The 19,218-nt window shown below is 61.5% G+C and carries 15 protein-coding genes; 5 read left to right on the forward strand and 10 right to left on the reverse strand.

The annotated features are described in order from the left end of the window. From FJ471_RS08300 to FJ471_RS08320, 5 genes are read right to left on the reverse strand one after another with little or no spacing between them, the layout of a single operon-like run. Positions 1–846 (reverse strand): HAD family hydrolase, encoded by an 846-nt coding sequence (locus FJ471_RS08300; protein ID WP_140802690.1) that lies wholly within the window; start codon positions 844–846, stop codon positions 1–3. Continuing rightward, positions 843–2,318, reverse strand: coding sequence for an aldehyde dehydrogenase family protein (locus FJ471_RS08305; protein ID WP_246684650.1), 1,476 nt, complete (start codon positions 2,316–2,318; stop codon positions 843–845). Before FJ471_RS08305 ends, FJ471_RS08300 begins: the two co-directional genes overlap by 4 nt. A gap of 13 nt (positions 2,319–2,331) precedes the next feature. Beyond that, entirely contained in the window at positions 2,332–3,825 is a 1,494-nt protein-coding gene (locus FJ471_RS08310) for a sugar ABC transporter ATP-binding protein (RefSeq protein ID WP_140802692.1), read from the reverse strand. A 43-nt stretch (positions 3,826–3,868) separates the two neighbouring features. Further along, complete coding sequence (locus FJ471_RS08315; protein ID WP_140802693.1) at positions 3,869–4,690, reverse strand: 3-ketoacyl-ACP reductase; 822 nt, start codon at positions 4,688–4,690, stop codon at positions 3,869–3,871. Continuing rightward, positions 4,687–5,904, reverse strand: a complete 1,218-nt coding sequence (locus FJ471_RS08320; RefSeq protein ID WP_140802694.1) for a CaiB/BaiF CoA-transferase family protein — start codon at positions 5,902–5,904, stop codon at positions 4,687–4,689. Before FJ471_RS08320 ends, FJ471_RS08315 begins: the two co-directional genes overlap by 4 nt. Positions 5,905–6,078: 174 nt before the next feature. On the opposite strand from FJ471_RS08320, the gene FJ471_RS08325 reads away from it, so the two are divergent. After that, a complete protein-coding gene (locus tag FJ471_RS08325) occupies positions 6,079–7,101 on the forward strand; it encodes a LacI family DNA-binding transcriptional regulator (RefSeq protein ID WP_140802695.1) in 1,023 nt (340 codons plus the stop codon). A gap of 200 nt (positions 7,102–7,301) precedes the next feature. On the opposite strand, the gene FJ471_RS08330 is transcribed toward FJ471_RS08325, so the two are convergent. From FJ471_RS08330 to FJ471_RS08350, 5 genes are read right to left on the reverse strand one after another with little or no spacing between them, the layout of a single operon-like run. After that, positions 7,302–8,000: an amino acid ABC transporter permease gene (locus tag FJ471_RS08330; RefSeq protein WP_281408516.1), complete on the reverse strand. Its 699-nt coding sequence runs from the start codon at positions 7,998–8,000 to the stop codon at positions 7,302–7,304. A gap of 16 nt (positions 8,001–8,016) precedes the next feature. After that, positions 8,017–8,820 carry an amino acid ABC transporter ATP-binding protein gene (locus tag FJ471_RS08335; protein WP_140802697.1) on the reverse strand — a complete coding sequence of 268 codons (804 nt, stop codon included), beginning with the start codon at positions 8,818–8,820 and terminating at the stop codon, positions 8,017–8,019. Between the two features lie 12 nt (positions 8,821–8,832). Beyond that, positions 8,833–9,621 carry an ABC transporter substrate-binding protein gene (locus tag FJ471_RS08340; RefSeq protein WP_181179242.1) on the reverse strand — a complete coding sequence of 263 codons (789 nt, stop codon included), beginning with the start codon at positions 9,619–9,621 and terminating at the stop codon, positions 8,833–8,835. Positions 9,622–9,646: 25 nt separating this feature from the next. Further along, positions 9,647–11,686 (reverse strand): hydantoinase/oxoprolinase family protein, encoded by a 2,040-nt coding sequence (locus FJ471_RS08345; protein ID WP_140802699.1) that lies wholly within the window; start codon positions 11,684–11,686, stop codon positions 9,647–9,649. After that, entirely contained in the window at positions 11,683–13,293 is a 1,611-nt protein-coding gene (locus FJ471_RS08350; RefSeq protein ID WP_181179244.1) for a hydantoinase B/oxoprolinase family protein, read from the reverse strand. Before FJ471_RS08350 ends, FJ471_RS08345 begins: the two co-directional genes overlap by 4 nt. Positions 13,294–13,465: 172 nt before the next feature. Between FJ471_RS08350 and FJ471_RS08355 the strand changes: the two genes are divergently transcribed. The 4 genes from FJ471_RS08355 (at position 13,466) to FJ471_RS08370 (ending at position 19,191) form a co-directional block, all read left to right on the forward strand. Further along, positions 13,466–14,230, forward strand: a complete 765-nt coding sequence (locus FJ471_RS08355) for an IclR family transcriptional regulator (RefSeq protein ID WP_140802701.1) — start codon at positions 13,466–13,468, stop codon at positions 14,228–14,230. A gap of 689 nt (positions 14,231–14,919) precedes the next feature. Next, positions 14,920–16,407 carry an aldehyde dehydrogenase gene (locus tag FJ471_RS08360; RefSeq protein WP_140802702.1) on the forward strand — a complete coding sequence of 496 codons (1,488 nt, stop codon included), beginning with the start codon at positions 14,920–14,922 and terminating at the stop codon, positions 16,405–16,407. A gap of 48 nt (positions 16,408–16,455) precedes the next feature. Further along, positions 16,456–18,144 (forward strand): thiamine pyrophosphate-binding protein, encoded by a 1,689-nt coding sequence (locus FJ471_RS08365; RefSeq protein WP_140802736.1) that lies wholly within the window; start codon positions 16,456–16,458, stop codon positions 18,142–18,144. A 135-nt stretch (positions 18,145–18,279) separates the two neighbouring features. Next, positions 18,280–19,191: an ABC transporter substrate-binding protein gene (locus FJ471_RS08370; protein WP_140802703.1), complete on the forward strand. Its 912-nt coding sequence runs from the start codon at positions 18,280–18,282 to the stop codon at positions 19,189–19,191. Positions 19,192–19,218: the final 27 nt, after the last annotated feature.

The following is a 19,218-nucleotide window of genomic DNA, read 5'->3' on the forward strand; positions in this document are numbered from 1 at the left end:
TCAACCATCCCTTCCTCCAATTGATTGCGCGGCAGTGGATCTCGGCTGCTGGCTCCGCATCAGCCAGGCTATGGCATCGGCCAGCCCGCCTTCGTCACAGGACGGTCCGACGAAATGCGCAAGCTCGATGACCGGCGGCACGGCATTTGCGACGGTCATGGCGGTTCCCGCCCAAGCCAGCATTTCGAGGTCGTTTTCCGCGTCGCCAGCGGCCGCACACTCAGCGGGTGCAAAGCCGAGCCGCGCAGTGACGAGGCTTATCGCGGTCTTCTTCGATACTCCGGGTGGCCCGATCTCGAGCAAGCGCGAGTGCGACCGCGAGAAGGAGAGCCGTTCGCCAAGCGTTTCGCGGAGCATTGCGAAGGCTTCCCGGTCGGGGGGGCCCCCGGCAACGCACATGATCTTGCCGGGTTCGCCCGGGAGCGCTTCAATCGTTTCGGCTACGAACAGAGGCTCCCTCGTCACCGCGGCTTCGCGTGCGATGAGCGGGTCGTTCATCAGTGCGAAAACAGCATCGCCGGTGAACCACATAGGCCGCACGCCCGCTGCTTGCGCGGTCGCCATGGCGTGCAGCGCGTCGGAGCGTGAGATCCGCTGCTGCGAGAGCGCGGACCCGGTTGCGACATTGCCGATCCAGCCGCCGTTGAACGCGACGACGAGATCGGCGATTCCCAGCCGTTCGGCAAAGGGCCTGACCCCGAGCGGAGAACGCGCGGTCGCCAAAACGACCACGGTTCCCCTGTCCTGAGCCACGCGCACGGCATCGGCGACTCGCTGCGGCAGCACGTAGTCGTGGGTGAGCAGGGTCCGGTCGACGTCGGAAACAACGAGGCGTGGCATGGTCATTGACCGCCTCGGATCGGAAACACCGGGGCACGAGGACCGGTCTGGATGAGAAGCGTCTTAAGCTGCGTGAATTCCTCGAAGCCGGCCTGGCCCATTTCGTAACCGAAACCGGATCCCTTGACACCGGTGAGCGGAAGCTGTGGCGCGCCATCGATGATCGTATTGGCCTGGACCCAGCCGCTCCTCAGGCGTTTGGCGACCGTCAGCACGGTGTCGATGTTCTTCGACCAGATGTAGTTCGACAGGCCATAGACGGTATCGTTGGCCAGCCTTACCGCGTCGTCTGCCGTATTGAACCGGGTGATGCCGAGAACGGGGCCGAAAATTTCTTCGCGGAAGATCGCCATGCGCGGCTCGACGCGATCGAATATGGTTGCCTCGTGGAAGTGTCCGGGCATTCCGGCTGCAATGTTGCCGCCCAGGACAAGCTCCGCGCCATCCTCGATCCCATCCCTGACGAACCCCGCCACCTTTTCTAAATGGTTGCCGTCGATCAGCGCCCCGATGTCGGTGTCTTCCTCGAACGGGTTGCCCACCTTCATCGTGCGCGCCCGCGCGACCACTTTGGCGATGAACTCGTCAGCGACGGACGATTGAACGAACAGCCGTGAACCTGAGACGCAGCATTCGCCATTGTTGAAGAAGACACCCATCAGCGCGCCGTCAGTGGCGGCATCGAGATCGGCATCGGCAAAGACGATGTTGGCCGACTTGCCGCCAAGCTCGACCGAGGACTTGACCAGATGGCGCGATGTGTTGGCGACGACGCGGCTGCCGGTGCGGGTCGACCCAGTGAAGGAAACGAAGTCGATGCCAGGATGCGCGGTCAGGTGATCACCGACCGCGGCGCCATAACCGCTGACGACATTGAAGGCGCCGGCCGGCAGCCCCGCCTCGCTCGCCAGCGCCGCGATCTCAAAGGCCGAGCCGGATGTGAACTCGGACGGCTTCAGCACGACCGTGCAGCCGGCGGCAAGCGCGAACGGCACCTTTTGTGACAGGATGAGAGCGGGAAAGTTCCATGGCGTTATCAGTGCCACGACCCCGGCAGGCTCACGCGTGACCAGCGCCGTCTTGCCCTCGCCAATGTTGGTGTAGGATAGACCCGCCATCTGCATTGCAAAGGAAGCGGCGTAGCGCGTCAGGCCGATCGCGCCGTCGATGTCGCCACGAGCAAACCTTATCGGCTTGCCAACCTCCTCCACCTCTATCCTCACCAGCCGCTCCCGATTGGCGCTGATGAGTTCGGCGAACCGGTTGAGCACTTCGGCTCGCTCGATGCCGCTCAAGCGCGGCCAGGGCCCTTCCTCGAAAGCGGTCCGCGCCGACTCGACAGCCAGATCGACATCTGTCGGCGAGCCTTCCGCATAAGTGGCGACCCGCTCGCCACTTGCTGGCGCTCTGCGTTCAATTGATCCTGTGCTCGTGCCGGCGACGAACCGCCCGCCGATGAATTGTTGGTAGCTGCGCATGCCCAACTCGCTCCTACTGCCAGACCGCATGGGCCATGATGGTTTCCTCGGTCGCGCCCTCCCCATCCAGGACCGCCGAGACGGCGCCTTCCCGCATCACGACGATGCGGTTGCAGAGGCCTAGAATTTCCGGAAGTTCGGACGAAACCATCACGATGGCCGCACCGCGCGTGGAGGTCAGCTCAACAAGCAGGTCGTAGATCTCGCGCTTGGCGGCGACGTCAACGCCGCGCGTCGGCTCATCCACCAGAAGGATCTCGGTCCCGGCATGCAACTGCCGGGCTATGCCGCACTTCTGCTGATTGCCACCCGAGAGCGTTCGCACCTTGGCGCTGGCGCTCGGCGTCTTGATGCGCATCTGCCGAATGAAGCGGGAAACCTGCTCCTGCTCGCGTCTGCGGCTGATCAGTCCGCCTTGGACGATGGCTGCAAGTTCGGAAACGGTGACGTTGAAGGCAACCGATTGTTCGAGGAAAAGGCCCTCGGTCTTGCGGTCCTCGGGCAACAGGCCGATCCCATGCGCGAGCGCCGCACGCGGCCCATCGACCGCGATCGCCTTGCCATCGATCCTGATCTCGCCGCTGTCAATCGCGTCGGCGCCGGCGATTGCCCGCAGCACCTCCGTCCGACCGGCCCCGGCGAGACCGCAGATGCCGACGATCTCACCTTGCCTGACATCGAAAGAAATGTCCCTTAAAACGCCTGCTCGCGAGATATTGCGCACTTCAAGGCGCACATCCGGGCCCGGTTTCGGACGGGGTGGGAACACGTCCTTCAGCTCGCGTCCGACCATGTGGCGAATGAGGTCGGCGGTTGTCGTCTGCGCCAGTGGCATGGACGCGACAACCTGCCCGTCGCGCAGCACGGTGACTTCGTCGCAGATCTCGTAGAGCTCCTTGAGACGATGCGTAATGTAGATGAAGGACACGCCCTGTTCGGCGCTGAGCCGCCGGATCGTCGTGAACAGGTGTTCCAACTCGGCGTCGCCCAGGACAGCGGACGGCTCGTCGAGGACCACGATGCGCGCTTCGCGTGCAATCGCCTTGGCGATCTCCACCATTTGACGCTGGGCTACGCTTATCGCATCGATCCGGGCGGCCGGATCAACCCGGAAACCCAACCTGTCCAACACCTCGCGAGCCGCAGCTTGGGTCTTGCGCCAGTCGACGGTGCCGAGCACAGTCTTCGGCAATCGGCCGAGAAAGATGTTTTCGGCGACCGTCAGATGGGGCGCCTGAGCCAGTTCCTGGTAGATGACCGCAATACCCAGTTCGAGCATCCGCTCCGGCGTCGGCATCGGCACGACAGTGCCATCGATGACCACCTCGCCCTCATTGGCAAGGCAGGCGCCGGAGAGGACGCGCATCAACGTCGACTTGCCGGCCCCGTTTTCGCCGATAACGCCATGGACGCTGCCTTTGCTGACGGCAAAGCTGACGTCATTCAGCGCGTACACACCGGGAAAGCGCTTGTGGATGCCGCGCATCTCGAGAACTGCGTCTTTCACCCTGAGCCTCAAGAAATCGTTTTCAGGCTATGCTCAAAAAAGCTCACAAGCGGTGGATCTGCATGCCGCCACCGATGTGGTAGATGTCTCCGGTGCTGAACGGCAGGCCGCCTGCGGCTAAGGTCGCGACTGCGCGAGCAATGTCGTCCGGCTGGCCCCATCGCCGGATCGCCGACAACTCACCTGCCTCGACCTGCGACGAATACTTCTCGTAGACGTCTGCGGTCATGTCGGTCTGGATCAAGCCGGGGCGAATCTCGTGTACCCGGATGCCGGCGTCCGCCAGGCGGATCGCAAACTGTTGCGACGCCATCGAGAGCCCGGCCTTCGATATGCAATATGGGCCCTTCTCCGGCGAGACGAGGCCGGCATTGGCGGAGGTGATCGTCACGACCGATCGCTCCGACGCGGCTTGCGGCCTTGAAAGCATCGCGCGCGCGACGGCTTGGGTGAGAAAGAATGTGCCACGCAGGTTGACACCGATCAGCCGGTCGAAGCTTTCCTCGGTGACATCGAGAAGGTCGCCGCGCACGCTCACCTGCACGCCGGCATTGTTCACCAGGCACGTGATCTCGCCCAGGTCGCGTTCAAGGCCTTCGACAAAGGTCGCGTTGCCCGACGTCTCGGAGATGTCCCTGCGGTAGAAAGCGCTGTTGCGCCCGAGCCTGCTCACAAGATCGACAGTCTCGCTGGCATTCTCGTCATCGACAATATCGACGATTGCTATATCGAAGCCCACCCGTGCAAGCTCGCAACAGATGGCGCGGCCAATGCCGCGTCGGCCGCCTGTGACAACCGCAAGACCGCGGTCGCCGGGGGACTGCCGTTCAGCCATGTCCCGGACCGCAGTCTGGTTCAGCATCATGATGCCTTCCTTTCCACGGCAGCGCCGACACCGCTCGCGGCGACCACTGCCTTCGAGGCCAACAGGCTCTTGACCTCGCCCTCGGCATAACCGAGCTCGTGCAGGATCTCGCGGGTGTGCTCGCCAATCTCGAGGGCCAGGCAGCGCAGTGCCGGCACCTCGCCGTCATAGCGGTTGGGATGATTGACCAGATAGATGGTGCGGCCCCGCACGGTGACCTGGCGGAACACCTGAGCGTGGCTTAGCTGCGGATCAGCCAGCAGATCGTCATAGTAGTTGATCGGCGCCCACCAGATGCCGTGGCGATCGAAGCGGTCAGCAAGGTCCGCTACAGAAAAGATCGCCGTGGCCTGGGCCAAGCGGCGAGCGTATTCGTCCCGATCCGCGTATCGGTCGACGTCCGCCACTTGGCGCAGACCATCGCTGCCGAGCGCTTCGGCCAGCACCGAGGGATCGCAGAGCGAGATCACAACATGGCCGTCGGTGGCGGGATAGACGCCATAGGGCGCTGCGTGAAACCAAGTGGCGAGGTTCTTTTCTCGCTTCAGGACGTCACGGTTCATCCCGCCCGCAAAATAGTTGACAAGAGGCTCCCCCTGCAAATCGATCGCCGAGTTGATAAGACTGGCTTCGACGCGCGTGCCTTTGCCATCACGAAGTCGGCGCACCAGCGCGCCCAGGATGCCCATCGCCAGCAGCGCGCCGCCATGCTGGTCGACGATTGCCGCCCCAACCGGCGTTGGGCCCCGATCCGGGGTGCCGGTGACGCTCATGAGACCTGACCGTGCCTGAGCGAGAAGGTCCTGACCAGGCTTCAGCGCCATCGGGCCGCTAGCGCCGAACCCGCTCGCCGAGGCGAAGATCAGCGTGGGATTGATCGCGCGAAGCGCTTGCTCGTCGAAGCCCAGCTTGGCGAACACGCCCGGCCGGAAATTCTCCATGACCACGTCGGCCTCGGCGATCAGCCGGCGCGTGACCTCCTTGCCTTCGGCGCTCTTGAGATCGATGCCTATGGAGCGTTTGTTGCGGTTGGCGCAGAGATAGAAGCCGCTGACGCCGTCGACATAGACGTCCGCACCCGACCAACGACGCTCATGAGCGCCATCTATCGGTTCGACCTTGATGACGTCGGCACCCATGTCGGCCAGATATTGGGCGCCTGCCGGGCCCTGCAGGAAATGGCAAAAGCTGACGACCTTGATCCCGCTGAGCATGTCTCTTCCCTTGAAGCAGCGCTATGGTTGCGCATTTGTGAAATCGTTTTCACAGCTTTTCTTGTTGCTGTCAACAACGATTCCGGGAGTCTCTCTGAAAAAGACATGTGGCGATCTGAAAGAAATTATGCGATCTAGAAAACGGTTTCTCGAAATCGGCAGTGGCCATACTCAATGGATATCGAAGACGGCGGCGCCAAACTGGTTGACGTGGCCCGGCTTGCGAACTGCTCGCCGGCCACTGTTTCGCGCGTCCTGAATGGCAATCCAAACGTCAATGAGGCCGTCCGGGATCGCGTGGTGCGAGCCGCCCGGGAGCTTGGCTATGTGCCCAATGGCTCCGCCAGGGCGCTGCGATCCACGCGAACAAGACTGGTCGGCGCCATCATTCCGACTTTGGACCACGCGATTTATGCCACGATGGTTGACGGGCTTCAGGCCCGGCTGTCCGAAAAGGACGTCTCGCTGATCATCAACACCTCGGGCTACGACATCGATCTCGAATACGAGCAGGCTCGCTTGCTGGTCGAACGGGGGGTCGAGTCGGTGGTGCTGGTTGGGTCTACGCACCTGCCAGCCACGCTCGCAATGCTTGAGCAGAAGCGTATCGACTACGTCTACACATACACATCGAGGGCAATCGAGTCGGGCGCCGCAGTAGGGTTCGACAACGAGAAGGCCGGGCGTACTGCGGCACGCTACTTGCTCGACCTCGGCCACACCCAGTTCGGGATGATCGCAGGCATCACCCAAGACAATGATCGTGCAGCAGGCCGCCGCGACGGCTTCCTGAATGAACTTGAGCGGGCAGGCATCGACCCCGCAAGGGTTCCGGTTGTCGAAGGAGCCTACAGGCTGGATGACGGACGGCGGCGCATGCAGCGGCTGATGGAAGAAGGCACAACGCCGACGGCGGTATTTTGCGGCAGCGATATCCTCGCAGCCGGCGCCATCAAATATTGTCACGCCGCCGGGATCGCGGTCCCCGGAGAAGTTTCGATCGTTGGCTTCGACAATCTGGAAATCGCGGAACTCACCTCACCAGAATTGACCACCTTGGAGGTGCCGGCGCGAGACATGGGCCGAATCGCCGCGGACTACATCCTGGCATCGCCGTCGCAGCGGCTGCATTTGAGGCAACGCGAACTGGCAATCCGACTGATCGTCAGGGAAAGCACGGCTCCAGTGAGGCGCTAGACACTTCGACGTCCTGGTACCACGGTAAGAGCCCTCCGCTGCCGGAAGCTGATCCGAGTGTCCGCTTCCAGCCGACAAGCACCCGATCTTAATGACTGCGATGCGACGCATTCCGGCCTCACGGCTTTGGGGCCGAGAGTGCACCGGCGGCTTCTAGGCTTAAGCCACCAGAAGCGGGCATTCCGGTGGGGCATCCACACCTAATCTCCTGTCGTGCTGCCGGCCAGGAGTTTCAATTCTATTAGCGAGGACAAGGTCTGCAGGACGATGACAGCGACGACGTAGAACATAGCCGCCAGAATATAAGCCTGTAGATTCAGGAAAGTCGCGGCCGCAACCATCTGCGCGCTGCGCATGAGTTCCGTCACGCCGATAACCGAAGCAAGTGAAGTGCCCTTGAGTATGACGATGAATTCGTTGCAGAGCGGAGGAAAGGCGATGCGGAGCGACTGCGGCAGGACGATGCGCCGCATCGCAAGCCCGTGGGTCATCCCGATCGATTTGGCTGCTTCCATCTGGTCGGCCGGCAGCGCCTGGATGCTGGCGCGGATGATCTCGGTCGTATAGGCGCCGGCATTGACCGAAAAGGCAAGGGTCGCGGCCAGAAGGCGGTTATCCAACGGCCCCAGCAGGGCGATAAGGAACGGGTTTCCGACCTGAGCCGCCCAGGCGGGCAATCCGAAATAGACAAGGTAAAGCAGGACGAGAGGCGGGATGCCGCGAAACAGAGCGACATAGGCTCCGCCGGCCGCCCGCAGCCACCCGCGTTGCGACAGCCGCGCGAGCGCGACGAACAATCCGATGAGAAAGGCTCCGGCCATGGCCGCAACGGTAAGACCAAGCCCAAGCAGCAGCCCCTTGAAATAGAGGCCGGCATAAGTTGCGGCGAATTCGATCACGCGTCTCGCCCTTTCGTCAGATGCTCGAACTGCGTTCGTTGCGGTGGCGGGCCAGGAAGGCCTCGATGCGAGCGTTGTTCGGCTTGCCGAAGAATTCGCGAGCAGGCCGATCGTCGATGATGGCGCCAGCCTCCATGAAGACGACCCGATCCGCCACATCTGCGGCGAAGCCGATTTCATGGGTGACGATCAGCATGGTGCGGTTTTGTCCGCGCAACTGCCGCATGACGGAAAGCACTTCGCCCACGAGCTCAGGATCGAGCGCCGAGGTCGGCTCATCGAACAGCAATATGTCGGGCTCCATGCAGAGAGCGCGCGCTATGCCCACGCGCTGCTGCTGTCCGCCCGACAGTCGGGCGGGATACTGGTCGATCTTGTCGCTCAGGCCGACCGTCTTGAGGGCGGTCCGCGCTCGCTCGCACGCCAATTCCCTGGAGAGGCCGAGCACATGCACCGGCCCCTCGATAAGGTTTTGCAGGACCGTACGGTGCTGGAACAGCGCAAAGCGCTGGAACACCATGCCGGTCGAGCGACGGAGGCGGCTTATGTTCGCGTCGGTATCCGGTTGAAGCCGGCCGCCGCGCTCGACATAGCCCATGAGCTTGCCATTGAGTAGGATCTTTCCGCTGTCGTAGGGCGCCAGGAAATTGACGCTGCGCAGCAGCGTCGTCTTTCCCGAACCGCTGGGTCCGATAATGGCGACTGTCTCTCCGCGGTGAACCGTCAAATTCACATTGGAGAGGACGGGCGTTCCCTTGAAAGACTTGCCAAGCGCCTCGATCCGCAGGACCTCGGTATAGCGGACGTCATTTGCGACCATTGCGCTACCCAATCACTCCGGCACGTTCGCTGCGTTGCCGAACCATTTCATGGAAATCTCCTTCAAGCTGCCGTCGGCCTTCATCTTGTCTATCGCCTGGTCGATCTGTGCGAGCGCCTTGTCCCCCTTGCGCAGCGCCACGCCGTTTAGGGTGACTTCCTGAGTAATAGGCTTGTCCACGACTACGAGCTTGCCCTTGAACTGGCTCTCGACCAGATAGCTTCCGTTGACGCTCTCGACCACGACGGCGTCGATACGGCCGAGCAACAGATCGTTATAGGCATCGATAATGGTATTGTAGGTCGTTGGCGACACACCCGGCATCGCCGCGAGCGCATTCGACGCCGACGTGCCGGTCATGACACCGACCTTCAGCTTGGCCAGATCGTCCGGGCCGACCGATTGGTTCGGCGAGCCGACCTTCACTACCGCGACAATGGACTGCCTCATGATCGCCTTGGAGAAATCGACGACCTGCTTGCGGGCGTCGGTAATGGCCATGTTGGTGATCGCATTGATCTTGCCGGCCTGAAGAGCCGGAATGATGCCGTCCCAGGCCATGCCCTGGTAATCGACCGGCACGCCCAGGTGCTTGCCGAGAGACTGAGCGAAATCGACATCGTAGCCTTGTAGGGTGCCGTCCGGCCCCGTGAAGGAAATCGGCCGGAAATCCGGATCGGCGCCGACCGACAATTTGGCGAGCGCCTCATCGGCGAGCCCTGGCGAGGCTGCTGAACCGGCGAGGACAACCATCGCGACAAACGCGCCGCGAAGCAGGAAAGAAGGGGATTTCTTGAACATCGGGTTCTCCATCTGAAGGACATTTTTATTTATCGAGCGTGATCGCCAAGGCTCGCGTTCGGGGAATGACCTCGACCACATCTCCGGGACCGATCACTGTCACGGAATCGAGTTGTTCGATGATGAGCGGACCACTCTGCGTCCAGCCGTCGGGCAAGTCGTTCCGGGAAAACACCCGGGACGTCATCGGCGCTTCCGGCGAAAACCATACCTCACGAGTGGCCTGAGCGCAGGGGGCGACAGTGGGACCCGCTGGCGGCTGATGATCCCGGATGTGTTCGCCGCATACGGTAGTCGTCAGGCGAAGGTTGATGATCTCCACCGCGTCGGTTGGCGATGCGTGGCCATAACGCGCCATGTGCTCGCGCAAGAATTCCTGCCTGCTCGCCTCCAGACCTTCCGCAGAGAACACGGCCAGTTCCACGGCGATTGCGTAGGATTGCCCGATATACCGCATCTCAAGCATCCACAGATGCCTAAGCTCGGGAGTGCTGGAGTGGTCCTCGCATGCCCGCGCCTCCAGCTGCGCCTTCATCTCTTCGGTGACGGATCGAATATCCGCCATCGTCACCGATCCCAGCGGCCTTCGCCAAGTGCGCTGGGTGTCGTAGCTCGCTTCGACGGACAGGATCCCGAAAGCGGAAAAGACGCCACAATAGAACGGGACCATGACGCGGGGGATCTTCAGCTGCCTGGCGACATCAACCGCATGCAGGGCGCCAGCGCCTCCGAATGCAAGCAGGCGGGAGGTCCTGGGATCGATGCCGCGCTCTATGGACATCATCCTGACGGCCCGTGCCATGTTGGCGTTCGCCAGTTCCAAAATGCCATGCGCGGCGCGCTGCCACGTGACGTTCAACGGCTTGGCGATTTCGGTTTCGATCGCGGCAATGGCGGCGGCACGATCGAGAACGAACTCGCCCTTCAGCATGCTCCTTTCACCCAGACGGTGCAGTGCCAGATGGGCATCGGTGACCGTCGGCTGGCTACCTCCGAGGCTGTAGCCGACCGGGCCCGGCATCGAGCCGGCACTTTCAGGACCAACCATCAGACGTCCGGCGCGGTCCACGCTCGCCAATGAACCGCCGCCTGCCCCGATTGTCTCGATCTCGGCGGAGGGCACGGCCACGGGATAGCCTCCGATGACGCGCTCGTTCGTACTGGGAATCCTCCCCTCGCGCAGCATGGCGATATCCGTGCTGGTGCCGCCGACATCCAGCGTCAGCAGGCTCTGCAGACCGTGAAACCTTGCGAAGGCCTGCGCGCCTACCGCCCCTCCCGCCGGCCCGGACATGGCGCATTTGATCGGGAAGCGGCGCGCCTCGGAAAAGGTCATCGATCCGCCCGCCGAACTCATCACGAACGTGCGGGCTGCCCCTTGCGCCTCGATGCGCGCCAATCCCTCGAGGAAATCGCCCATGACCGGATTGGTCGCTGCGTTGAGCGCGGTCGCGACCGTGCGCTCATATTCGCGAAAAACCGGCAGGACGTCGGATGACAGGGATACCGGCACGCCGAGCTCCGACAGCGCGTCCGCGATGGCGTGCTCATGCGCGGGGTCAAGGAAAGAATAGAGCAGCGAAACGGCGACCGCGTCGACCTGCTGCGCCTTGATCTCGACAACGAGGTCCTGCAATTGCGCAGGGTCGAGCACAGTCAGCACGTTGCCGTGATGGTCGAGGCGTTCGTCGATTTCGTGCCGAAGCTCCCGCTCTATGACCACCCTCGAGCGGCGTTTGTGGAGATCGTAGGAGGAAGGCCGGTGCATCCGGGCGATCTCCATCACATCGCGGAAACCTTTGGTGGTCACCAACGCGGTGCGCGCGAGTTTCGCCTCCAGCAGGGCGTTCGTTACCACTGTCGTGCCGACGACAAGCGTTTCGACGGCATCGATGCCATGGCCCATCTCGGTAACCAGTGCCGTTATGGCGCGGATAATATCCGGACCCTGGTTGCCCTTGCGATGCAGGACTTTCGCGATGCGCGTCGCGCCGTTCCGGAAGTCAGCGACCACCACGTCGATGAACGTTCCGCCGACATCGGCGCTTGCGACGAGGCGGCTCATGCTGGCACCTGCGGTGTGAATCCGTATCCGCGCCGCGCGTCGTCCCGCCGCGCCTGCCCGTCGCGCTCTTCGGCGTCGCCATATCCGCCGCCGCCGGCGGTCTCGATATTGATCAGCGTGCCGCTGTCGACGGTGATTTCCGAAAAGCGGTCGATCCGGCGCATCGCTCCGGACGGATCGGTGATGACGATTTCCGTCCGACGCCCGCGCTGCCCTCCGGCCAGGCCGATCGGCCCATGTGTTGGCATGCTGACTTGGAAGGAGCAGCGAACGTCGGTCAACATACGAAAGGCGCGCCGCAGCCCGAAGCCGCCACGGAACTTGCCGGGGCCGCCCGAGTCCTCGACCAGTTCGTATCGATCTATTCTGACCGGCAGACTCATTTCGAGCGCTTCGACCGGTGTGTCATGAAGATTGGCGATGGGCGGGATCATGCCGCTTTCACCATCCGCCGAGACGCTCGCGCCCGACCCGCCGCCAAGCGCCTCGCCATAGGCAAAAAGACGACCCGTCTCCGGGTTGGTGCCGCCGAACGAAAACACGCCGCCGCCGCCACTGCCGGCAATGACCTGGTTGGGATAGAGTACAGCAAATGCGGCCATCAGCGCCTCGAACGTATGGTAGGACACCTGGGCCGCGGCAGAAATAGCGGCCGGAAAATACGGATTGAGGATCGTGCCGGTTGGCAGCTTCACCTCGATCGCCCGATAGAGGCCGGCATTGACGGCGAGGCCTTCCGCGACAGTGATGCGAACCGCCATGAAGACACAGGCGAGCGTTGCCGCCACGCTGGAATTGAAGGGGCTGGAGGTCTGCCCGCCGGTGTCGGAAAAATCGATCACCAGCGTATTGCCCCGCGGTTCGATCGCGACGCAGACCGGGATCGCCGAGCCGCCGAAATCAGCCAGCGACACCCCTTGGAACCGCTGGCGAGGCAGCGCGCCGATGACGCTGCGCAGCGCCGCTTCGGATCGATCCAGAACGTCGCTCATCGTCGCGACGATCTCGCCGGCGCCATAGAGAGCGCCCATTTCCTGCAACCGCTTCTGGGCGACGACGATGGTCGCCACTTGCGCCATGAGATCGGCCCGGCGCTCTTCCGGCAAGCGCGAATTGGTCACGATGATGCGCTCGACCGCTTCGTTCAGGACGCCGGCATCCACCAGCTTGACCGGCGGTATTCTCAAACCCTCCTGGAAAATCTCCGTTGCGTTCGCCGGCATGCTGCGCGGCGAAATGCCGCCGACATCGGTATGGTGCGCCATGCTGGCGGCAAAACCGACAACACTGCCTCCTACGAACAGAGGGCCGACAATGATGAAATCGGGAAGATGATTGGCTCCAAAGTAAGGATCATTGACCATATAGACGTCGCCCTCACGCATATTCCGGGGGCTGAAGTCTTCCAGGATGAACCGTAGGGCACCGGCCATCACGCCAAGATGGATCGGAATATGCTCGGCCTGCGCTACAATTTCGCCCTTGGCGGTATAGACGCAGCAGGAGCAATCGCGCCGCTCCTTGATGTTCGGAGAACGGCTCGATCTGACAAGCGCATCGGCCATTTCCTCACAGATTCCGCCGAGGGAATTCATGATCAGTTCCATGGAAATGGGGTCCGGCCGGTCGCTTGTGCCCTCGCCGCCTGCCCTTGATCTATCGTCTGCCATCAGGTCCTTCGGAAGTTGCGTCGATCGAAAATTTGACTTGAATGTCGTTTGCCGGAGCTATTAGGAACAGGTTCCATGTCGTTCAACAATCGGAAAGTCATTCAGATATATGAATACCATGGTGAAGAGCGCGGCGCGAATACTGGATGTCCTGGAGCTGTTGGGCAGGGCGAAGGGGCCACTATTCCTGAAGGAGATCGCGCGGAATCTGGGCTATCCGCCCAGCAGTACCCATGGACTGCTGGCGACGCTGGTCGCCAAAGGGTACGCCAGGCGCGACGATGCAGGTCGTTACATGCTGCATGCCACCTTTCGCAACGGTCCGGGCTGGGCGAGCGGTCCAGACGCGGAGCTGATCTCCTTTTCCGAACCTTACATGCGCGACTTGCGCGACCGATGCGGCGAAACGGTTATGCTTGGCATCCTCAACCAGGATCTGATGCTCAAGGTCATCGCAAAATGCGTCGCGAACCGCGCGGTCCGTTACGACTCTCCTTTTTCGGGCGGCGTGCCGTCCTATTGCTCGGCGATGGGGCGCGTCCTGCTGGGCGCCAGAGACGCCAAGACCGTCGATCGATATCTCGCCGGTGAGAGACTGGTGAAGCTGACGCCGTTCACTATAATCAGCAAGACGCATCTTCGCCGGCTGTTTCGCGAGACCCGCCAGCGCGGCTATGCCATCTCCAGTCAGGAAATGGACATAGGCTCTATCGGTGTGGCGGCAGCGATCCAGAACGCATCGGGCGAGATCATCGCCGCCCTCGACGTGGCGGCGATCTCCAGCAGGCACGCGGATGTCGAGGCGAGCATCGTGCCGCTGGTGAAAGAATTCGCTTCGAAGATCAGCGTGAAATTCGGCTATTTAGGTAGCTAGCTCGCCGTGCTCGGCCTTTTTATCAGACCACCACTTCAGCGCATCAGGGGCGATTCTGATCCTATCCGAGTTTCCCGGCAAGCCGCTACAGGACGTGAGAGGGCCTTCTTAATGCCCGATCTTAGGCGCTTGCCGCACTGACAGGTTAAGGGGCCGAAAGAGAACCGTCAGCTTTTCGGAAGATTGGGGCAGAAAGCCGACACCCGCAAAACGCAGACTGCGCGCGTCCAATGTGGAATCGCCACTTCACTCACTCGCTGACCACCTCCAGGTCTAACGAAGCAGCACGTAACTCCAGCCATAGGTACCGTCAGCGCTGAGGCATAAAATTGCGCGGCGAATGGCTGTTCGCGGCTGTAATCGAAAATCAGCACGCTGTTCACCATCGGGGTTGCGCTTCACGATGACGGCTGATCCGGGCATGCCGCGGATGGAGCGTCGTTCACCCAAAACTTCGGGTGCTTAACGTCACTAATATCATTTTGGGCTCTTTAGCCACCTATCATGCGGCCCTTTTCCCCACTCCACGCCCCTTATTTCCGTGTTCCGCGCTCTTGACAAGCACAAATCATAAGTATTTTCTCCATAAAATGATATCACTACCACAAAGAAAAGATGCCTAAAGCGCTCACCAATGTCCGATCAGGCCATCGGGAGAGACACTGGACAAGGGAAAGCAGGAGAACGGGATGGCCGGCGAGCTCAGCAAAATGAAGATGTATATCGGCGGCGAATGGGTCGAGCCGGCATCAGGGGATTACTTCGAGACGGTGGATCCTTTCACGGCCAAGCCATGGGCGCTGGTGCCGAGAGGAAATTCAGCGGACGCCGACCGCGCCATCCGCGCTGCGGATCGCGCTTTCAGGGAAGGCCCCTGGCGATCCATGCATCCTTCCGAGCGTGGAAAACTCATTCATCGGCTTGGCAGCCTCATCGAAGAACGTGCCGACGCGCTCGCGGAGATCGAGGTGCGCGACAATGGCCGCCTGCTCGCGGAAATGCGGCATCAAATCCGCTACATTCCCAAATGGTACTATTACTATGCGGGCCTCGCCGACAAAATCGAAGGCGTCGTCCATCCCTGCGACAAGCCAGCGCTGAGCTATTCCCGTCCGGAGCCTTTGGGGGTTTGCGTAGGCATCGTTCCATGGAACGCGCCTTTGCTGCTTTTCTCGCTCAAGGCAGCGCCCGCTCTCGCGGCAGGGAACACCATCGTCATGAAGCCGGCGGAGCATACGTCCGCCACCGCCCTGAAGCTCATGGAGTTGGTCGAGTTGGCTGGCTTCCCGCCCGGCGTGATCAACGTCGTGACCGGGTTCGGCAAGGAAATTGGCGAGCCGCTCGTCACGCACCCATTGACGCGACACTTGGGTTTCACGGGCTCGACCGCAACTGGAGCGCATCTGTATTCGCTTGCGGCTCGCGACGTGAAACGGGTCAGCCTCGAGCTGGGCGGCAAATCGCCCAATATAGTCTTCGACGATGCTGATCTGGACAATGCCGTGCGCGGCGTCGTCGGAGGCATTTTTGGAGCGACAGGACAGACCTGCATCGCCGGCTCGCGCTTGCTCGTGCAACGGCGCATCCACGACCAGTTCGTCGAGAAGCTCTCCGCCTTCAGCGGCGCGGCAAGGGTTGGCGATCCGCGCAAGGCAGAGACCCAGATTGGCCCAATTGCCAACGCGATGCAGTACGACAGGGTGTTGGGTTACATAGATATTGCCAGGCAGGAGGGCGCCAGCCTCGTCTTGGGAGGCAAGCGACCCGAGCTTGCCGAGTGCGAGAACGGGTTCTTCATAGAGCCGACCATATTCACCGGCGTCAAAAACGATATGAGGATTGCCCGCGAGGAAGTGTTCGGCCCGGTCCTTTCGACGATCGTATTCGACGAACAGGAAGAGGCGGTAGCGATCGCGAACGACAGCGAGTTCGGCCTGGCGGCCGGCGTCTGGACATCGGATATGAAGCGTGCGCTCCGCATGTCCGAGCAGCTCGATGCGGGCAGCGTCTGGATCAACACTTATCGCGACATCTCCTACACGACTCCGTTCGGTGGCTACAAGAAAAGCGGCCTTGGGCGCGAAAACGGCGTGGAAGGCATTCGCGAATACCTCCAGACGAAGGCGGTGTGGCTATCGATGGCCAAGGAAATCGAAAATCCCTTTGTCATCGGTTGAAGGCGACCAGGGCAGATCGGAGTCGGGCCAGGAGTGGGTGCGCAAATGATGAAGCGAAAAGGCAGCGAGATCCTCGCTGATGAACTCAGGCTCAACGGAGTCGAGCTCGTCTACCACGTACCTGGCGAGAGCTTTCTTCCCGTGCTGGATGCCCTGGCTTGCCGCCATCCGGAAATCCGCACGGTCACCTGCCGCCACGAAAACGGCGCGGCTCAGATGGCCGAAGCCTACGGCAAACTGACCGGACGGCCCGGCATCGCATTTGTCACGCGCAGTCCCGGCGCCACCAACGCCGTGAACGGCGTGCACACAGCCTACCAGGATTCTTCGCCGATGATCCTGGTGGTGGGCCAGGTGAAACGAGGATTGATGGAGCGCGAAGCGTTCATGTCCTACGATTTCCGTACGATGTTCGCGCCCATGACGAAATGGGTAGCGCAGATAGATGACCCAAGACGCATCCCGGAATTCATCCAACGCGCCTATCACACGGCCATGACCGGCCGGATGGGCCCGGTCGTCCTTGTGGTGCCGGAAGACGTGATCGAGGAGGAATGCGCCGTTGCGGGCGGAAAGCCCTATACGCGAGCCTCCGTGGGGATACCGGGCCCGGCCGACATGGAGCAGGTCCGCGGCATGCTCGCCGACGCGGAGCGACCCGTCGTCATCGTCGGCGGCTCCGGCTGGACCGAGCAGGCGCGCGACGACATCCAGCGGTTTGCCGAGAGTTGCCGGGTGCCGGTCGTCACCACGTTCCGACGCCGGGACATCATCGACCATCGGCTGGAATGCTACGCCGGAGAGATCGGCATCGGCGCCAACCCTGCCCTGCTTTCACATATCAGGGAGACCGACCTCGTCATCATGGTCAATGACGCGCTCAGTGATGTGAACACCATAGGGGCCGGGTATATGGAGGGTTTCACGCTCTTCGACATCCCCGTGCCCAAGCAAAAATTCGTCCATGTGACGAACAGCCTCGGAGAACTGAACCGGGTCTTTCAGGTCGATCTCGCGATACTTGCCGACAACGATGCGTTCGCAGCCGCGCTCGCCAGGCTGCCCACGGTCGAGCATGCCGCGAGAGCGGAATGGGTCCGCCGGCTGCGCAAAACCTTCGAAATGGAAACAACGCCGGGACCATGTCCGGGTCCGATCGACTTGCCGAACATGATGAAATGGCTTCGAAACCGGTTGCCCGATGATGCGATCGTGACGAACGGGGTGGGCGCCTACGCGACCTGGAGTCAGAGATATTTCGCCCATCATAAGCTGCACACGCAGCTTGGTCCGATCAGCGGCTCGATGGGCTACAGCCTTCCGGCTGCCATCTCGGCGAAACTGCTTTACCCGGACCGGACCGTCGTCAATTTCGTCGGCGACGGCTGTTACCAGATGTGTGGAGAAGAGCTTGCGACCGCCATCCAATACGGTGCCAACGTCATCATCCTGCTTTTCAACAACAACATGTACGGGACGATTCGTATCCACGAGGAAAATAGGCTCGATGGCCGTATCAACGGGACCAGCCTGGTGAATCCCGACTTCTGCATGCTTGCAGAAGCGTACGGCGCCCATGCTGACCGCGTGCGGAAGACCGACGATTTCGCTCCGGCATTCGAACGCGCGATCGGCTCCGGCAAGCCCGCGCTGATCGAGCTCGTCCTCGATCCCGAGGCCATCCATACGCGCTATTCGCTGACCGATTTGAGAAAACGACGGTCGGGAAGCGCATGAGCCAATCCTGGCTTACGCGAGCAAATTGGCCGGTCCACGGAATCGATTCCCGACCGGCAGGAGCACCCTCAGCAGAAAGGGTGATCAGCACCAGGGGGGCGAACCTCCCAACCTCACCAGCAAAGGGGAAGTAAAATGAAGAAAGTGATAAGTGCAGTTTCGATCGGCTTCCTGGCCGTGGCTACTCTCTTGCTCGGCAGGCCGACAATGGCGCTTGCCGATGATGCTATTACCGCTTCGGTCAAGACCGACCCGGCCCTGCACGCAATGCTGCCCAAGAGCATCCAGGAGTCCGGAATTATCAAGCTGGCGACCGACGCGCACTATCCTCCATGCGAGAGTTTTGCGGAGGACAATGTCACGATGGTCGGCTGGGAGCCGGACCTTTGGAATGCTCTGGGCAAGAAGCTAGGGGTGAAGGTCAAGGCGGAATCGATCAACTTCGATGGCCTCATTCCAGGCGTCCAGAGCGGTCGCTACGACACCGCAATGGAGTGCATATCCGACACTGCCGAGCGTGAAAAACAGGTGACGTTCGTTGATCTGTCGATTTCCATCAACGGCATCTTTACGCGTGAGGACAGTCCGATAACCAAGGACCCGCTGAGCCTATGCGGCCTGAAAAGCGGCGAGCAGAAGGGCACGACATTTGTCCAGAGCGTTACGGAGTTGCTTTCGCCTCTCTGCGTAAAGAACGGCAAGGCGCCGATCAGCACGAACGAATTCGCTTCGGCTGATGCCACGATCCTGGCCTTGCTTTCGGGTCGCGTCGATTTTTTGGTCAACGATGCATCCGCCGCCGCGTACATCAAGAAACAGTCGTCTAGGCCGGTGAAGCTGATCGTGCTGGATGTGATGCCGAAGCAGATCGACGGCTTCATCGTGAAGAAGGAAAACACGGAACTGGCCGATGCGCTGTTGGCCGGAACGAAAGCGCTGATGGACGAAGGCGTCTATGACCGCATCTTTGACAAGTGGGATATCGCGGCTCTGAAACTGAAGACGCCCGGCATCAATCTGGTCTCCAAGGGCGCGACCGCCAACTGATATCCGAAATCGTCAAGGCATAAGCGT

It is taken from the genome of Mesorhizobium sp. B2-7-1 (assembly GCF_006440735.1).
GTDB lineage: Bacteria > Pseudomonadota > Alphaproteobacteria > Rhizobiales > Rhizobiaceae > Mesorhizobium.